We start from the raw sequence: 16,539 nt of genomic DNA on the forward strand, positions 1-16,539 counted from the left end.
GGCCCCATGGACCCCGCCGCGTACCCGCCCGACGTCTTCGACCCCCGGATCTACGCCGCCGGCATCCCGTACGACACCTACCGGCTGCTGCGCGACCGGGACCCCGTCGTCCGGCAGGAGGAGCCGGAAGTCCTCGGCTGGCCCGCCGGACCCGGCTTCTGGGCGGTCACCCGGCACGCCGACGTGGTCCGGGTGCTGCGCGACCACGGGACGTACTCCTCCTGGCTCGGCGCCACCCAGATCCGCGACCCCGACCCCGCCGACCTGCCCTTCCTGCGGCGCACCATGCTCAACCAAGACCCTCCGGGCCACGGGCGGCTGCGCCGGCTGATCTCCCGCGCCTTCACCCCGGCCCGCGTCGACGCCTTCGCCGGCCGGGTGCGCGAGCGGGCCCGTACCCTGCTCGCCGAGGCCCGGGCGAAGGCCGAGGACGGCGCCACCGACCTCGTCGCCGCCGTCACCGACGAGTACGCGCTGCTCAACCTGACCGACCTGCTGGGCGTCCCCGCCGCCGACCGGGGCCTGCTGCTGGAGTGGACCGTAAGGGTCATCGGCTACCAGGACCCCGAGGACGCGCCCGCGCCCCTGCTCGGCACCGACGGCAAGCCGCTCAACCCGCGCTCCCCGGCGCTGCTCGGCGAGATGTTCTCGTACGCCCGCGAACTGGCCGCCCACAAGCGGACGCACCCCGGCGACGACGTCATGACCGCCCTCGCCGAGGCCGGACTGGACCCGGCCGAGCTGGAGATGTTCTTCTTCCTGCTCACGGTCGCCGGCAACGACACCGTGCGCAGCGCGGCGCCCGGCGGCCTGCTCGCCCTGGCCCGCGATCCGGACGCGTACCGGCTGCTCGCGCGCGGCCGGGCCCCGATGCCCGCCGCGGTGGACGAACTCCTGCGCGTCCACCCGCCGGTGCTGAGCTTCCGCCGCACCGCGGCCGTCGACACCGAACTCGGCGGGCAGCGGGTCCGGGCGGGCGACAAGGTGGTGGTCTTCCACGCCTCCGCCAACCACGACGAGCGCGTCTTCACCGACCCCGGGCGCCTCGACCTGGCCCGGACGCCCAACCCGCACGTCTCCTTCGGCGACGGCCCGCACGTCTGCCTCGGCGCCCACTTCGCCCGGCTCCAGCTGCGCGTGCTCTACGAGGAGTGGCGCGCGGCCATGCCGGCCCCCGAACTCGCGGGCGAGCCGAGGCGGCTGGTGTCGAACTTCATCAACGGGATCACGCGGCTGCCGCTACGGGTGTCCGGGCGGCCCGCGTGACGTCCGCGAGCAGGTCGACCACGTCCGGGCCGTACGCATCGGAGTTGTTGACCTTCAGCACCACACAGAAGGTGTCCTTGCCGTACCGGCGCGCCAACTCCTTGTGGTGACGCGCCAGATAGCGCGCGCCCGCCTGGTTGCTGATCGCCGTCTGCCCCGAGATCAGGAACACCGGCCGGGTCCCCGGCACGGTCGTCAGCCGGGCCAGCAGCACGTGGTCCACCTGGCCCTTCTCCCAGCGGTACGCCTCACCGCCGACCTGGATCGCGCCGCGGTCCCGGCCGGCCTCGGTGGTCATGTCGACGCGGACCCCCGGCAGCATGGAGGCCAGGTGGGCGGCCGTCCGCGCGTTGGAGACCGGCCCGCCGACGCAGAACTCGGCGCGCTCGCCGAAGCCCTGACGGACCCCGTCGTGGGAGACGATCTGCAAGTTCGCCCCGCAGTCCTTGATCAGGGCGGATATCTCCAGCAGCGCGAACGCGTCGTTGCGGTGCACCGACCCCTCCGTGCCGCCCATCTGCCGGTTGACCACGAACAGGCAGTCCGAGCCGGTCGGCAGCCCGAAGAACGTCTGCTTGCGGCGCAGCGCACGACGCCACAGATAGGTCCGGCCGAACCAGCCGAACCCGCCGCTGACGGCGGTGGCCACCAGCCCGAGCACGATGTTGCGCACGTCGTCGTTCATGCGGCGGATGGTAGCCGCCCCGGTGCGCTCCTGACGTGGGGGGTGCGGTGAAGTTACAGTGCGGGACCTGGCTCTGACCGGCCGTCGACTGGGAGGTTCGGGATGCGTCGTCCCGCCGTTCGTCCGTTAGCGCTCATCGCCCTCGCCGGGGCGCTCGTCTCCACCGGAGCCGCCGCCCCGCCCACCACCGCCGCCCCGCCCAAGGTGCCCGTCGCCGCCGGGTACGGCGGGGCCGTCGCCAGCGTCGATCCCGATGCCTCGGCCGTCGGCATCGCCGTGCTGCGCTCCGGCGGCAACGCGGTGGACGCCGCCGTCGCCACCGCCGCCGCGCTCGGGGTCACCGAGCCCTACTCCGCCGGCATCGGCGGGGGCGGCTACTTCGTCTACTACGACGCCGGATCCCGCCGGGTGCACACCATCGACGGCCGCGAGACCGCCCCGGCATCGGCCACCGCCACCCTGTTCCAGGAGAACGGCGTCCCGATCCCCTTCGATCAGGGCCAGACCAGCGGCCGCTCCGTCGGAGTCCCCGGCACGCCCGCCACCTGGACCGCCGCCCTCGACGCCTGGGGCAGCCGCCCGCTGCGCGGGCTGCTGGCGCCGGCCGAGAAACTGGCCCGCGACGGGTTCACCGTGGACCCGACCTTCCGGGCCCAGACCGAGCTCAACCAGGACCGCTTCAAGGACTTCCCCGACACCCGGAAGCTGTTCCTGCCGGGCGGGGCCCTGCCGGTGGTCGGCTCCACCTTCAAGAACCCGGACCTGGCCGCCACGTACGCCGAACTCGGCCGCAAGGGCACCGGCGCGCTCTACCGGGGCCCGATCGCCGAGGACATCGTCCGGGCCGTCCGCAAGCCCCCGGTGGACCCGGCCGCCACCCGGATCGTCCGGTCCGGCGACCTGACCGCCCGCGACCTGCGCGCGTACGAGACCAAGCGCCAGGCCCCGACACAGGTGAGCTACCGGGGCCTGGACGTCTACGGCATGGCGCCGTCGTCCTCCGGCGGCACCACCGTCGGCGAGGCGCTGAACATCCTGGAGCGCACCGACCTCTCGAAGCTGTCCCAGGCGCAGTACCTGCACCGCTTCATCGAGGCCTCGCGGATCTCCTTCGCCGACCGCGGCCGCTGGGTCGGCGACCCGGCCGCCCAGAAGGTGCCGACCCGGCAGCTCCTCTCGCAGCGGTACGCCGACTCGCGCGCCTGCCTCATCAAGCCCGACCGGGCGCTGACCAGCCCGCTGGCCCCGGGCGATCCGGGCAACCCGGTGCCCTGCGCCACCACCGGCCAGGCCGCCCCGACCACGTACGAGGGGGAGAACACCACCCACCTGACGGTCGCCGACCGCTGGGGCAACGTGGTCTCGTACACCCTGACCATCGAGTCCACCGGCGGCAGCGCGATCACCGTTCCGGGGCGCGGCTTCCTGCTCAACAACGAGCTGACCGACTTCTCCTTCGCCCCGGCGGCTCCCGGCGTCCCGGACCCGAACCTGCCCGGCCCCGGCAAGCGGCCGCGCTCCTCCATGTCCCCGACCATCGTGCTGGACGACGGGCGTCCGGTGCTCGCCGTGGGCTCCCCGGGCGGGGCCACCATCATCACCACGGTGCTCCAGACCCTCATCGGGCACCTGGACCGGGGTCTCGCGCTGGTCGATGCCATCGCGGCGCCGCGCGCCAGCCAGCGCAACCAGACCACCACCGAGCTGGAGCCGGGCTTGTGGAACAGCCCGGTCCGGGCCGAACTGGAGGCGCTCGGCCAGGGCTTCCGGCAGAACCCGGAGATCGGCGCCGCGACCGGCGTCCAGCGGCTGCCGGACGGCCGCTGGCTGGCAGCGGCGGAGACCAGCCGGCGCGGCGGCGGCTCGGCCATGGTGGTCCGTCCGTACGGGAAGCCGTAGGGGAGGCCGCAGGGGAGCCGCGGGGCTCAGAGCGCCGTGAGGATCCTCGGGCCGTCGGCGGTGATCGCGACCGTGTGCTCCGCGTGCGCGGCGCGGCTGCCGTCGACGGTGCGCAGGGTCCAGCCGTCCGCGTCGCACCGGTAGTCGTCCGTACCGCCCGCGATCACCATCGGCTCGATCGCGAGGACCATGCCGGGGCGCAGCTTCATGCCGCGCCCCGGCCGGCCCTCGTTGGGCACGCCCGGGTCCTCGTGCATGGCGCGGCCGATGCCGTGGCCGCCGAAGCCGTCCGGGATGCCGTATCCGGCGGCGCGGCAGACCCCGCCGACGGCGTGGGCGATGTCGCCGATCCGGTTGCCGGGGACGGCGGCGGCGATGCCGGCGGCGAGGGCCGCCTCGGCGGTCCCGATCAGCCGGAGGTCGGCGGGGCGGGCCCGGCCGACGGTGAAGCTGACGGCCGCGTCCCCGGCCCAGCCGTTCAGCCGGGCGCCGAAGTCGATGCTGACCAGGTCGCCGTCGCGCAGCCGGTGGTCGCCGGGGATGCCGTGCACGATCGCGTCGTTGACCGAGGCGCAGATGACGGCGGGGAAGGGCACGGGCGCGAAGTGCGGCCGGTAACCGAGGAAGGGCGAGGTCGCGCCGGCTTCCCGGAGCACCTCGCGGGCCACCTCGTCCAGGTCGAGGAGGGTGACGCCGACGCGGGCGGCCTCCCGGGTCGCCGCGAGGGCCTGGGCGACCACGCGGCCGGCGGCGCGCATGTCGTCGATGTTCTGGTCCGTCTTCAGTTCCACCATGCCAATAACTATACCGGTATAACTTTAACGGGATAGTTATTGGGGTGAGGGGTAGGATGGCGGCATGGTCCGTACCCCACTCACCCCCGAAGAGCGCGAGCGCGGCGAGCGGCTCGGCGCGCTGCTGCGCGAGGCGCGCGCCGGTCGCAGCATGGTCGAGGTCGCGGCGAGCGCCGGCCTGTCCGCCGAGACCCTGCGCAAGATCGAGACGGGGCGTGCGCCCACCCCCGCGTTCTTCACCGTCGCCGCGCTGGCCGAGGCGCTCGGCCTCTCGCTCGACGACGTGATGCGGCGCTGCGCGTTCGTGCCCGTCTGAGCCGGGCCGCCGAGTCGCCGGGCCGCCGAGTCGCCGGGCCGCCGGGCCGCCGTTCGGGCGGGGCCGGGCGGCCGAACGGCCGATTCGGGGTTGGGTTCGCCCGGGGCGCGGGGCAAGCGTGAAGGCGTGTCTGCCAAGAACGCATCGAAGCAACTCGGCATCGGACTGGTCGGCGCCCTCCTCGCGGCCGGCCTGCTTCTCGCGGCCTGCGCCGTCCCCGACGGGCGTGCGCACGACGCCCGGGATCCGGGAGCGGCCCGGGAGGCCGGCGAGGAACCCCCTAAGGTCGGGGGATGACGCTTGAGGAGCTCGGCAAGGCGCGGTACGTCAGTCTCACCACCTTCCGCAAGGACGGCACGCCGGTGGCCACCCCGGTGTGGGCGGTGGCGGACGGCGGTGAGCTGTACGTGTGGACGCGCAGCGACTCGTGGAAGGTGAAGCGGATCCGCAACAACGGGCGGGTCGCCGTCTCCGCGTGCGATGTGCGGGGGCGGGTGGTGGAAGGCGCGCCGGTGCTGGAGGGCGAGGCGCGGCTGCTGGACGAGGCGGGGCTGAAGCGGGTGCGGGGGCTGATGTCGCGCAAGTACCGCTGGCAGTTCTGGATGCTGGACGTGCCCGCCGCGGTGTTCCGGCGGGGCGTGCGGCCGCACACGGGGATCGCCGTCAAGCTTTGAGACTCCCGTAGCCCGCCCGTAACACGGGTGGGATCCAATGCGGGCATGGAGACCGCGACTTCGCCGGCGATCAGTCAACTCTCGGACTACTTACGGGCGTTGACGCAGAGACTGGATCCCGGGGCGGGCTGGTACGGGGAGTTCCTGCGGCGGGACCGGGAGGGCCTGCGGGCCTGCGTGGACGGGGTGGCGATGCCGCCGTGGGACGTCGTGGAGTCGCTGCTGTGGGACGCGGGAGCGGACGCCCGCGAGGCGGCGTACGCGGCCCGGCTGCGGGCGGCGGCCGTCACGGCGTGGGACATGCGGCCGGGCGGGACGGCGGAACTCCGGACCCTGCTCGCGGCGGCCGCGGCGCAGCGCGCCGCGTCGGAGACGACCCTGCGCCACCTGACGGACCGCCTCGCCGCGACCCCGCCGGACGCGGCCGCCCTGTCCCGGGAACTCACCTGGGCCCAAGACGATGCCACCCGGGCCGCCGCCCGTCACGCGGACCTGACGGCCCGCCTGACCGCCGCCACCCCGGCTCCGCCGGGCGGCCCCGCGCCCGGGCGCACCGTATACGGTCCGCCCGCACCCCAGGACCGAGCGGGCGGCGGATCGGCCGCCGCATCGCCGGAGGCGGGGGCGGGGCCCGCGCCCGGCCCCGAACCGGATTTCACGGGCGGGGAGTTGCCCGGGGCTCCGCAGCGGCCCATGGGGAACGCGGAGGTCGCGGCGCCGGTGGGGCGGGCCGAGGGGCGGTGGCTGCGGGGCGGCCGCCGGGCCGGTGGCGCCCGGTACGCGGGGTCGGCGGCCCCCGACGCCCCGGCATTCACCCCGCCCCCCGGCCACCCGGCCGGCGGCGCCCCGGTGAAGTCCCCACGCGGCGCCCGCTTCGCCCCGCCCGACAACGTCGCCCCGGATCCCGACCTCCCCGCCCCGCCCGGCGAGCCGCTCGCCCCGCCCGGGGGTGTGGCTCCGGAGCCCGTGCTGCCCGCCCCGCGCGGCGCCCGGTTCGGCCCGCCGCGGACCGGCGTCCCGGAGGGTGGGCTGTCCGAGTCCCGTGGTGCCCTGTTCGGTTCGCGCGCGGACGCGGCGGGTGGGGGTGTGGCGCCGGAAGGCGGTCCGTCCGACGCCGTCGGGTGGGGTTCGGGTGCTGCCGGGGAAACGCGGGGGCTGGTCGCCGCGCTGGGGGCGCTGCGGGCGCAGGGGCGGGGCGGGGAGGCGCACGTGCTGTTGTGCGAGGCCGCCGCCGGGCCCGCCGCGTGGTTGCCCGGGCTGGCCGAGGAGTTGGGGCGCGCCGGGCTCGCGGCCGACTGGGCCACGCTGCTCTGGGAGGCGGCCTCGCTCCCGCCCGAGCGGCTGGCCGCGGCCGCCGCAGCCCTCGGCGAGGCCGGCCGGCACGCCGACTGCGACGCGCTGCTGCGCCAGGGCGCCGCCCGCCCCACCGCCGAGATCGCCGACGCCGCCCAGGCCCTCGCCACCGCCGGCCGCGCCCGCGAGGCCGACGCCCTGCTCGGCGCCTTCGTCCGCGTCCGCACCCCGGCGGAAGCCGCCGCGCTCGCCCGCCGCGCCCCGCAGTGGTTCGCCCCGCGCCTGCTCCGCGCCGCCCGAGCGGTCTCCGCCTCCAGCCACGGCGACCTCGTGCACGCCTTCCGCGTGGCCGGAATCGTCCCCGCGTAAGGGGTGTAAATGGCGCAGACCGCCCGCCTTCTGACCACAAGCGACCGGACGGCGACGTAACGTGATCGACTACTCCAACCGCGCACGGCGCTCTTGCCCCACGCGGTGACGAGGCCTACGTTCTACTCCCTACGCACTCCGTCTACGTGCGTAGAACCGGCGTTCCCGTCGCGAGGAGCAGCTCATGGCCCAAGTCGTCCGCGCCGCGCTGGTCCAGGCCACCTGGACCGGAGACACCGAGTCGATGATCGCCAAACACGAGGAACACGCCCGCCGGGCCGCCGCCCAGGGCGCGAAGATCATCGGGTTCCAGGAGGTGTTCAACGCCCCCTACTTCTGCCAGGTCCAGGAACCCGAGCACTACCGCTGGGCCGAACCCGTCCCCGACGGCCCCACCGTCCGGCGCATGCAGGAACTCGCCCGCGAGACCGGCATGGTGATCGTCGTACCGGTCTTCGAGCTGGAGGCCGAGGGGTTCTACTACAACACCGCCGCCGTCATCGACGCCGACGGCAGCTACCTCGGCAAGTACCGCAAGCACCACATCCCCCAGGTCAAGGGGTTCTGGGAGAAGTACTACTTCCGCCCCGGCAACCTCGGCTGGCCCGTCTTCGACACCGCCGTCGGCAAGGTCGGAGTCTACATCTGCTACGACCGCCACTTCCCCGAGGGCTGGCGCGCCCTGGGCCTGGCCGGCGCCCAGCTCGTCTTCAACCCGTCCGCCACCTCCCGCAGCCTGTCCTCCTACCTCTGGCAGCTGGAACAGCCCGCCTCGGCCGTCGCCAACGAGTACTTCATCGCCGCGATCAACCGCGTCGGCCGGGAGGAGTACGGCGACAACGAGTTCTACGGCACCAGCTACTTCGTCGACCCCCGCGGCCAGTTCGTCGGCGAGGTCGCCAGCGACAAGGAGGAGGAACTCCTCGTCCGCGACCTCGACTTCGACCTGATCAAGGAGGTCCGCGACCAGTGGGCCTTCTACCGCGACCGCCGTCCCGACGCCTACGGAGGACTCGTACAGCCGTGACCAACCCGATCCCCCTGCACAGCAGGCACCGCGGCGTCCTGCCCGAATGGCTCGCGCTGTACTACGACCGGCCGCTCGAACTCACCCACGGCGAGGGCCGCCACGTCTGGGACGCCGACGGCAACCGCTACCTCGACTTCTTCGGCGGCATCCTCACCACGATGACCGCCCACGCCCTGCCCGAGGTCACCAAGGCCGTCTCCGAACAGGCCGGGCGGCTCATCCACTCCTCCACCCTGTACCTCAACCGCCCGATGATCGAGTTGGCCGAGCGGATCGCCGCCCTCTCCGGCATCCCCGACGCCCGGGTCTTCTTCACCACCTCCGGCACCGAGGCCAACGACACCGCCCTGCTGCTCGCGACGACGTACCGCCGCTCCAACCAGATCCTGGCGATGCGCAACAGCTACCACGGCCGCTCCTTCTCCACCGTCTCGATCACCGGCAACCGCGGCTGGTCCCCGACGAGCCTCTCGCCGCTCCAGACGTACTACGTCCACGGCGCCGTCCGCACCCGCGGCCCCTTCGCCGGCCTCGACGACACCGCCTTCACCGCGGCCGCCGTCGCCGACCTCGAAGACGTGCTCGGCCAGGCCCGCGGCGGCGTGGCGGCCCTCATCGCCGAGCCCATCCAGGGCGTCGGCGGGTTCACCTCCCCGCCCGACGGCCTCTACGGGGCCTTCCGCGAAGTCCTCGACCGGCACGGGATCCTCTGGATCAGCGACGAGGTACAGACCGGCTGGGGCCGTACCGGCGACCACTTCTGGGGCTGGCAGGCGCACGCCCAAAGCGGCCCGCCGGACATCCTCACCTTCGCCAAGGGCATCGGCAACGGCATGTCCGTCGGCGGCGTCGTGGCCCGCGCCGAGGTGATGAACTGCATCGACTCCAACTCCATCTCCACCTTCGGCGGCTCCCCGGTCACCATGGCGGCCGGTGTCGCCAACCTCGGGTACCTGCTGGAGCACGACCTCCAGGGCAACGCCCGCCGCGTCGGCGGCCTGCTCCTGGAACGGCTGCGCGCCATCGCCGCCACCGTGCCCGCCGTACGGGAGGTCCGCGGCCGGGGCCTGATGGCCGGGCTGGAACTCACGAAGCCCGGAACCGACCAGGCCGACCCGGACGCGGCCGCCGCCGTCCTGGAAGCAGCCCGCGCCGGCGGCCTGCTGCTCGGCAAGGGCGGCGGGTACAACACCAGCGTGCTGCGCATCGCGCCGCCGCTCTCCCTCACCGTCGCCGAGGCGGAAGAGGGCGCCGAGATCCTCTCCGAGGCCCTGCACGGCCTCAACTAGCCACGGGGAGACGTACTCCATGAGCCCACGCACCCTCATCCGCGGCGGTCTCGTCATCACGGCCGCCGACGAACTCCACGCCGACGTGCTGATCGAGGACGGCCGCGTCGCCGCCCTCGCGGCCCACGGCTCGGCGGCCGCCGAGGCCTGGACGGCCGACCGTACGATCGACGCGAGCGGGAAGTACGTCATCCCCGGCGGCGTCGACGCGCACACCCACATGGAGCTGCCCTTCGGCGGCACCGCCGCCTCCGACACCTTCGAGACGGGCACCCGGGCCGCCGCCTGGGGCGGCACCACCACCATCGTCGACTTCGCCGTGCAGAGCATGGGCCAGGCCCTGCGCCAGGGGCTCGACACCTGGTACGCCAAGGCCGACGGCAACTGCGCCATCGACTACGCCTTCCACATGATCCTCTCGGACGTCAACGAGGGGACCCTGAAGGAGATGGACCACCTGGTGGGGGAGGGGATCACCTCCTTCAAGCTGTTCATGGCCTACCCCGGCGTCTTCTACAGCGACGACGGGCAGATCCTGCGCGCCATGCAGCGGGCCTCCGGCAACGGCGGGCTGATCATGATGCACGCCGAGAACGGCATCGCGATCGACGTCCTCGTCGAGCAGGCCCTGGCCCGCGGCGAGACCGACCCCCGCCACCACGGCGAGGTCCGCAAGGTCCTCCTCGAAGCCGAGGCCACCCACCGGGCCATCCAGCTCGCCCGGGTGGCCGGCTCCCCGCTGTACGTCGTCCACGTCTCGGCCGAGGAGGCGGTGGCCGAGCTCGCCGCCGCCCGCGACAAGGGCCTGCCGGTCTTCGGCGAGACCTGCCCGCAGTACCTGTTCCTGTCCACCGACAACCTCGCGGAGCCCGACTTCCAGGGCGCCAAGTACGTCTGCTCCACCCCGCTGCGGCCCAGGGAACACCAGGCCGCGCTCTGGCGGGGCCTGCGGACCAACGACCTCCAGGTGGTCTCCACCGACCACTGCCCCTTCTGCTTCCGCGGCCAGAAGGAGCTCGGCCGCGGCGACTTCTCGAAGATCCCGAACGGGCTGCCGGGCGTGGAGAACCGGATGGACCTCCTGCACCAGGCCGTCCTGGACGGGCACATCAGCCGCCGCCGCTGGATCGAGATCGCCTGCGCAAGCCCGGCCCGGATGTTCGGCCTCTACCCGCAGAAGGGCACCATCGCGCCGGGCGCCGACGCCGACATCGTCCTCTACGATCCGCACGCCGAGCAGGTCATCTCCGCCGAGACGCACCACATGAACGTGGACTACTCGGCGTACGAGGGCAAGCGGATCACCGGACGCGTCGACACCGTTCTCTCGCGCGGCGAACTCGTCGTCGACCGGCGCGAGTACACCGGCCGGGCCGGCCACGGCGTCTTCGTCGCCCGCTCCACCTGCCAGTACCTGTAAGGGCCGAGAGCCACCGCAGCAAGGAGCACAGAGCAAGGAGCAAGGAGCCGCCATGGATTTCGGCCTCGTCCTGCAAACCGACCCCCCCGCCTCCGGGGTGGTCAGCCTCATGAAGCGCGCCGAGCGCAACGGGTTCCGCTACGGCTGGACCTTCGACTCGGCCGTGCTGTGGCAAGAGCCCTTCGTCATCTACAGCCAGATCCTCGCCAACACGCAGAAGCTGCACGTCGGCCCCATGGTCACCAACCCGGGCACCCGCACCTGGGAGGTCACCGCCTCCACCTTCGCCACCCTCAACGACATGTACGGCAACCGCACCGTGTGCGGGATCGGCCGCGGCGACTCGGCGATGCGGGTCGCCGGGCGCAAGCCCAACACCCTGGCCCGCCTCGGCGAGGCCATCGGGGTCATCCGCGACCTGGCGGAGGGCCGGGAGGCCCTCGTCGACGGCAACGCGCTGCGGCTGCCGTGGGTCAAGGACGGGAAGCTGCCCGTCTGGATGGCGGCGTACGGGCCCAAGGCCCTCGCCCTGGCCGGGGAGAAGGCCGACGGGTTCATCCTCCAGCTCGCCGACCCCTTCCTCACCGAGTGGATGGTCAAGTCGGTCCGGGAGGCCGCCGCGGCGGCCGGCCGCGACCCGGACGCGATCACCATCTGCGTCGCGGCGCCTGCGTACGTGGGCGACGACCTCGCCCACGCCCGCGACCAGTGCCGCTGGTTCGGCGGGATGGTCGGCAACCACGTCGCCGACCTCGTCTCCCGCTACGGAGAGCACTCCGGCCTGGTCCCGGACGCCCTCACCGAGTACATCAAGGCCCGCCAGGGCTACGACTACAGCCACCACGGCCGCGCCGGGAACCCGTCCGCGGACTTCGTCCCGGACGAGATCGTCGACCGCTTCTGCCTGCTGGGCCCGCCCGAGGCCCACATCGACAAGCTCCGCGTCCTGCGCGACCTCGGCGTCCACCAGTTCGCGGTCTACGACATGCACGACGCGAAGGAGGCCACGATCGACGCCTACGGGCAGCACGTGATCCCGGCCCTCAGATCCTGACCCCGATCCCCACCCGACGCGAAGGGGTGCGCTCATGACGGACCGCACAGCCGGCGAGAGCCGGGACCGAGTGGAACTCGCGCCAGGCGAAGTCCCCTCGGACGATCGCTTCGCCAACGCCGACCTGCTCCCCGTACCGGTCGAGGCCAGGCGCTGGACGACGTACAACTTCGCGGCCCTGTGGGTCGGCATGGCGCACAACATCCCCTCCTGGCTGCTCGCCTCCGGGCTGGTGGCCCTGGGGATGGACTGGAAACAGGCAGTCTTCACCATCGCCCTCGCCAACGTCATCGTGCTGGCGCCGATGCTGCTCACCGGGCACGCGGGTCCCAAGTACGGGATCCCGTTCCCGGTGCTGGCCCGGGCCTCGTTCGGGGTGCGCGGCGCCAACCTGGCCGCGCTGATCCGGGCGGCCGTGGCCTGCGCCTGGTTCGGGATCCAGACCTGGATCGGCGGCTCGGGGATCTACGTCCTGCTCGGCGAGATCTTCGGCGGCTGGAGCGACGCGGGGAAGATCGCCGGGCAGCCCTGGCCGCTGTGGCTGTGCTTCCTCCTCTTCTGGGCCCTCGAACTCGCCATCATCTACCGGGGGATGGAGACCCTGCGGCGCTTCGAGAACTGGGCCGCGCCGTTCGTCATCGTCGGCGCGCTCGCGCTCTTCGTGTGGATCGGGCTGAAGGCGGGCGGCTTCGGCGAACTCCTCGACCAGCCGTCCGAGCTCGGCTGGGGAGCGGAATTCTGGCCGGTCTTCTTCCCGTCGCTGATGGGGATGATCGCCTTCTGGTCCACCCTCTCGCTCAACATCCCGGACTTCACCCGCTTCGGCGCCGGCCAGCGCTCCCAGATCCTCGGACAGACGCTGGGCCTGCCGACCACGATGACCCTCTTCGCGCTGCTGTCGGTGTTCGTCACCTCCGGGTCGCAGGCGGTGTACGGCACGCCGATCTGGGACCCGGTGGAGCTGGTCGCCAAGGTGGACAGCGTCTTCGGGCTGCTCTACGCCCTGGTGACGGTGCTCGTCGCGACGATCTCGGTGAACATCGCGGCGAACGTGGTCTCCCCGGCGTACGACCTGGCCAACCTGGCCCCGCGCCTGATCAACTTCCGCACCGGGGCGATGATCACGGGCGTGGTCGGGGTGCTGATCATGCCGTGGAAGCTGACCTCCACCCCCGAGCTGTACATCTTCACCTGGCTCGGTCTGGTCGGCGGGCTGCTGGGCACCGTCGCGGGCATCCTCATCGCCGACTACTGGATCGTGCGGCGCACCCGGCTGTCGCTGCCCGACCTCTACCGGGAGGGCGGGCCGTACTGGTACCGGGGCGGCTGGAACCCCAAGGCGCTGGCGGCCTTCGTGGTCGGCGGCGTCCTGGCCATCGGGGGATCGCACTCGGCGCCCGGCGAGGGGCCGTTCCCCGAGGAGGGGCTCATCCCCTTCCTGCGGCCGCTGGCGGACTACGGCTGGGCGGTGGGGCTGGCCTCGTCCATGGCGCTCTACACGCTCCTCATGCGCGCGGAGCGGCGGAGGGCGGCCTGAGGGGCGCGGGCGCGTTCACCGGCGGTCCATCCGGTGTGCGGCCGCCCGTCGGTCACGGGCGGTGGGGATTGTCCGTCCCGCGTGCTTTGCTGGGGACATGATCGATGAATTCCTGGCCCGTGACCTGTCCGACGTGGAAGAGGCCGTCCGCAAGGCGGCGGCGGTCGAGATCATGCCCCGGTTCCGCCAGCTCGCCGACCACGAGGTCGACGAGAAGAGCGGCCCGCACGATCTGGTGACCGTCGCCGACCGCAAGGCGGAGGAGCACCTCACCGCCGCCCTCACCCGGCTGCTGCCCGGCTCGGCCGTCGTCGGCGAGGAGGCCGTGCACGCCGACCCGAACGTGTACGGGGCGCTGCGCGCCGACGCCCCGGTGTGGATCGTGGACCCGGTCGACGGCACCCGCCAGTTCGTGGCCGGCGATCCGAACTTCTGCACCCTGGTGGCGCTGGCGCAGCGCGGCGAGATCCTCGCCTCCTGGACCTTCGCCCCGGCACTGGACGAGCTGGCGACGGCCGTCCGCGGGCAGGGCGCGTACGTCAACGGCGAGCGGATCCACAGCGGTTCGCCCGAGCCGGGCGCCGAACTGCGCGTGGCGATCGCCCACCACTTCTACACCAGTGCCGAGGACAAGGAGATCCTGGCCCGCCTGGAGGTGAACGGCGTCGCGCCCCGCCCCTGCGGCTCGGCCGGCCTCGAATACCTCAAGGTGGCGCGGGGCGAGATGGACGGCCTGGCCTTCACCTGGCCCTCGGCGTGGGACCACGCGGCCGGGCTGCTCCTGGTCGGCGAGGCGGGCGGCGCGCAGAGCACCGTCGGCGGGGTCCCGTTCCGGGTGGACCGGGACAACGACCTGCCGTTCGCGGTGGGCCGGGACGAGGCCACGACGGTGCGGATCCGCGGGCTCCTGCGGGGCGAGTGAGCGACCGTGGCGACCGGCCGCGGGGATCGACCGTAGGGATCCGGGAGCGGGCCCAATATCCTGGACCCGATGCCGCTGCCGGACGAAGGAGTCGCAAGGTGCCGTCGATTCTCGATGCGGTCGTGGTGGGGGCGGGGCCCAACGGCCTGACGGCCGCGGTCGAACTGGCCCGGCGGGGCTTCTCGGTGGCCGTGTTCGAGGCGGCCGACACCGTCGGCGGCGGGGCCCGCACCGAGGAACTGACCCTCCCCGGCTTCCGGCACGACCCCTGCTCGGCGGTGCACCCGCTCGGCATCGGCTCCCCGGTCTTCGCGACGATGCCGCTGGGGCGGTACGGCCTGGAGTGGCTGCACGCGCCGCTGCCCATGGCGCACCCCTTCGACGACGGCACGGCCGCCGTCCTCTCCCGCTCCGTCGCCGAGACCGCCGCCTCCTTCGGGGCGCGCGACGCGGGCGCGTACCGGCGGCTGGTGGCGCCGTTCCTCGGCAAATGGGACACCCTGGCCCGCGACTTCATGTCGCTGCCGTCCACGGCGCTGCCCCGCGACCCGCTCACGCTCGCCCGCTTCGGCCTCACCGGGCTGCCGCCCTCCACCTGGCTGCTGCGCCGCTTCCAGGAGGACCGGGCGCGCTCCCTCTTCGCCGGGCTCGTCGCGCACGTCATCGCCCCGCTCGGCGGGATCGCCACCGGCGCCGTCGGCCTGGTCTTCGCGCTCGCCGCGCACGCGAACGGCTGGCCGATGCCGCGCGGCGGCTCGCAGTCCGTCTCCGACGCCCTCGCCGGGTACCTGCGCGACCTCGGCGGGACGATCCACACCGGATTCGAGGTCAAGCGCCTCGACGACCTCCCGCCGGCCCGCGCGTACGTCTTCGACACCTCGCCGACCGCGCTGGCCCGGATCGCCCGGCTGGGCCGCGCGTACGACGGCTACCGGTACGGCGCCGGAGTGTTCAAGATCGACTACGCCCTGTCCGGCCCCGTGCCCTGGACCGCCGAGGCGCCCCGCCGGGCCGGCACCGTCCAGATCGGCCCGCGCGCCGCCGACATCGACGCCGCCCTGCAACTGGCCACCAGCGGGCGGGCGCCCCGCAACCCCTTCCTCATCACCGCGCAGCCCAGCCTGGTCGACCCCGGCCGGGCGCCCGAGGGAAAGCACGTGTTCTGGGCGTACGGGCACGTCCCGGCCGGCTGGGACGGCGACCTCACCGACGCCGTCGAGCGCCAGCTGGAGCGCTTCGCCCCGGGTTTCCGCGACCTGGTGCTCGCCCGCGCCACGGCCGGCCCGCCGGAGCTGGCCGCCCGCAACCCCAACTACGTCGGCGGGGACATCGCCTGCGGCGCCGCCTCGGGGCTCCAGCTGCTGCTGCGGCCCAAGATCAGCCCGTTCCCGTACTCGACGGCCCACCCGGCGGTGTTCCTGTGCTCCTCGGCCACCCCGCCGGGCCCGGGCGTGCACGGCATGTCGGGCCACAACGCCGCGAAGGCGGTGTGGCGGCACCTGCGGGCGCGCTAGGCCCTGTCGGCCGGCCGATGCGTCGCCGCGCCGCCAGGGGGACGATGGGGGAGGGGGTACGGAAGGCGGTCACCATGCTGGGAAAGAGCAAGGGATTCAGCGGCTACTCGGTGGACAGCATCGAGGGCGCCAAGGAGTTCTACGGTCAGACGCTCGGGCTGGACGTCGCCGTGGACGACGCGATGGGCATCCTGGTCGTGCACCTCGCCGGGGGCACCGACCTGATGCTCTATCCCAAGGACAACCACGAGCCCGCGACCTTCACCGTCCTGAACTTCCCCGTCGACGACATCGACCAGGCCGTCGACGGCCTCGCCGCGCGCGGCGTGACCTTCGAGTTCTACGACGGATTCGACCAGGACGCCAAGGGCATCGTCCGCGAGGACCCGCCCGGGCCCGCCATCGCCTGGTTCAAGGACCCGGCGGGCAACATCCTGTCCGTGCTCCGGGACACCAAGGCGTAGAGCGGCCCATTGG

16 protein-coding genes are annotated in these 16,539 nt (G+C 73.4%); 14 read left to right on the forward strand and 2 right to left on the reverse strand.

What is annotated here, in order from left to right; all coding sequences use genetic code 11:
* Positions 1–6: 6 nt before the first annotated feature.
* Positions 7–1,266, forward strand: a complete 1,260-nt coding sequence (locus tag OG982_RS24775; protein ID WP_266783176.1) for a cytochrome P450 — start codon at positions 7–9, stop codon at positions 1,264–1,266.
* On the opposite strand, the gene OG982_RS24780 is transcribed toward OG982_RS24775, so the two are convergent.
* Positions 1,226–1,951, reverse strand: coding sequence for a hypothetical protein (locus tag OG982_RS24780; RefSeq protein WP_266783174.1), 726 nt, complete (start codon positions 1,949–1,951; stop codon positions 1,226–1,228). The two genes, OG982_RS24775 and OG982_RS24780, sit on opposite strands and share 41 nt — an antisense overlap.
* Before the next feature lie 102 nt (positions 1,952–2,053).
* Here OG982_RS24780 and ggt point away from each other — a divergent pair, with 102 nt between their 5' ends.
* Entirely contained in the window at positions 2,054–3,850 is a 1,797-nt protein-coding gene (ggt, locus tag OG982_RS24785; RefSeq protein WP_266783172.1) for a gamma-glutamyltransferase, read from the forward strand.
* Between the two features lie 26 nt (positions 3,851–3,876).
* Here ggt and map read toward each other — a convergent pair whose 3' ends face one another.
* The gene (map, locus tag OG982_RS24790) at positions 3,877–4,644 is read right to left on the reverse strand and encodes a type I methionyl aminopeptidase (protein ID WP_266783170.1); all 768 of its coding nucleotides are present in this window, start codon (positions 4,642–4,644) and stop codon (positions 3,877–3,879) included.
* A 64-nt stretch (positions 4,645–4,708) separates the two neighbouring features.
* On the opposite strand from map, the gene OG982_RS24795 reads away from it, so the two are divergent.
* The 12 genes from OG982_RS24795 to OG982_RS24850 all read left to right on the forward strand — a co-directional run bounded on the left by OG982_RS24795 (position 4,709) and on the right by OG982_RS24850 (position 16,526).
* Complete coding sequence (locus OG982_RS24795; protein WP_008737976.1) at positions 4,709–4,960, forward strand: helix-turn-helix domain-containing protein; 252 nt, start codon at positions 4,709–4,711, stop codon at positions 4,958–4,960.
* Positions 4,961–5,086: 126 nt separating this feature from the next.
* Entirely contained in the window at positions 5,087–5,257 is a 171-nt protein-coding gene (locus tag OG982_RS24800; RefSeq protein ID WP_266783167.1) for a hypothetical protein, read from the forward strand.
* Entirely contained in the window at positions 5,254–5,634 is a 381-nt protein-coding gene (locus tag OG982_RS24805) for a PPOX class F420-dependent oxidoreductase (RefSeq protein WP_266783165.1), read from the forward strand. Before OG982_RS24800 ends, OG982_RS24805 begins: the two co-directional genes overlap by 4 nt.
* Before the next feature lie 99 nt (positions 5,635–5,733).
* Complete coding sequence (locus OG982_RS24810) at positions 5,734–7,296, forward strand: UL36 very large tegument protein (protein ID WP_323139278.1); 1,563 nt, start codon at positions 5,734–5,736, stop codon at positions 7,294–7,296.
* Positions 7,297–7,480: 184 nt separating this feature from the next.
* The gene (locus OG982_RS24815) at positions 7,481–8,323 is read left to right on the forward strand and encodes a nitrilase-related carbon-nitrogen hydrolase (RefSeq protein ID WP_266783161.1); all 843 of its coding nucleotides are present in this window, start codon (positions 7,481–7,483) and stop codon (positions 8,321–8,323) included.
* Positions 8,320–9,615 carry an aspartate aminotransferase family protein gene (locus OG982_RS24820; RefSeq protein WP_266783159.1) on the forward strand — a complete coding sequence of 432 codons (1,296 nt, stop codon included), beginning with the start codon at positions 8,320–8,322 and terminating at the stop codon, positions 9,613–9,615. Before OG982_RS24815 ends, OG982_RS24820 begins: the two co-directional genes overlap by 4 nt.
* A gap of 19 nt (positions 9,616–9,634) precedes the next feature.
* Positions 9,635–11,035, forward strand: a complete 1,401-nt coding sequence (hydA, locus tag OG982_RS24825; RefSeq protein WP_266783157.1) for a dihydropyrimidinase — start codon at positions 9,635–9,637, stop codon at positions 11,033–11,035.
* 52 nt (positions 11,036–11,087) lie between these two features.
* The gene (locus OG982_RS24830) at positions 11,088–12,089 is read left to right on the forward strand and encodes a TIGR03842 family LLM class F420-dependent oxidoreductase (RefSeq protein ID WP_266783155.1); all 1,002 of its coding nucleotides are present in this window, start codon (positions 11,088–11,090) and stop codon (positions 12,087–12,089) included.
* A gap of 34 nt (positions 12,090–12,123) precedes the next feature.
* On the forward strand, positions 12,124–13,626 hold the full coding sequence (locus tag OG982_RS24835; RefSeq protein WP_266949252.1) for an NCS1 family nucleobase:cation symporter-1: 1,503 nt from the start codon (positions 12,124–12,126) through the stop codon (positions 13,624–13,626).
* A gap of 97 nt (positions 13,627–13,723) precedes the next feature.
* Entirely contained in the window at positions 13,724–14,548 is an 825-nt protein-coding gene (locus tag OG982_RS24840) for an inositol monophosphatase (protein WP_266783026.1), read from the forward strand.
* Positions 14,549–14,646: 98 nt separating this feature from the next.
* Positions 14,647–16,062: an NAD(P)/FAD-dependent oxidoreductase gene (locus OG982_RS24845; RefSeq protein WP_266783024.1), complete on the forward strand. Its 1,416-nt coding sequence runs from the start codon at positions 14,647–14,649 to the stop codon at positions 16,060–16,062.
* A 74-nt stretch (positions 16,063–16,136) separates the two neighbouring features.
* Positions 16,137–16,526: a VOC family protein gene (locus tag OG982_RS24850; protein ID WP_266783022.1), complete on the forward strand. Its 390-nt coding sequence runs from the start codon at positions 16,137–16,139 to the stop codon at positions 16,524–16,526.
* Positions 16,527–16,539: the final 13 nt, after the last annotated feature.

The organism is Streptomyces sp. NBC_01551, from assembly GCF_026339935.1.
Lineage (GTDB): Bacteria > Actinomycetota > Actinomycetes > Streptomycetales > Streptomycetaceae > Streptomyces.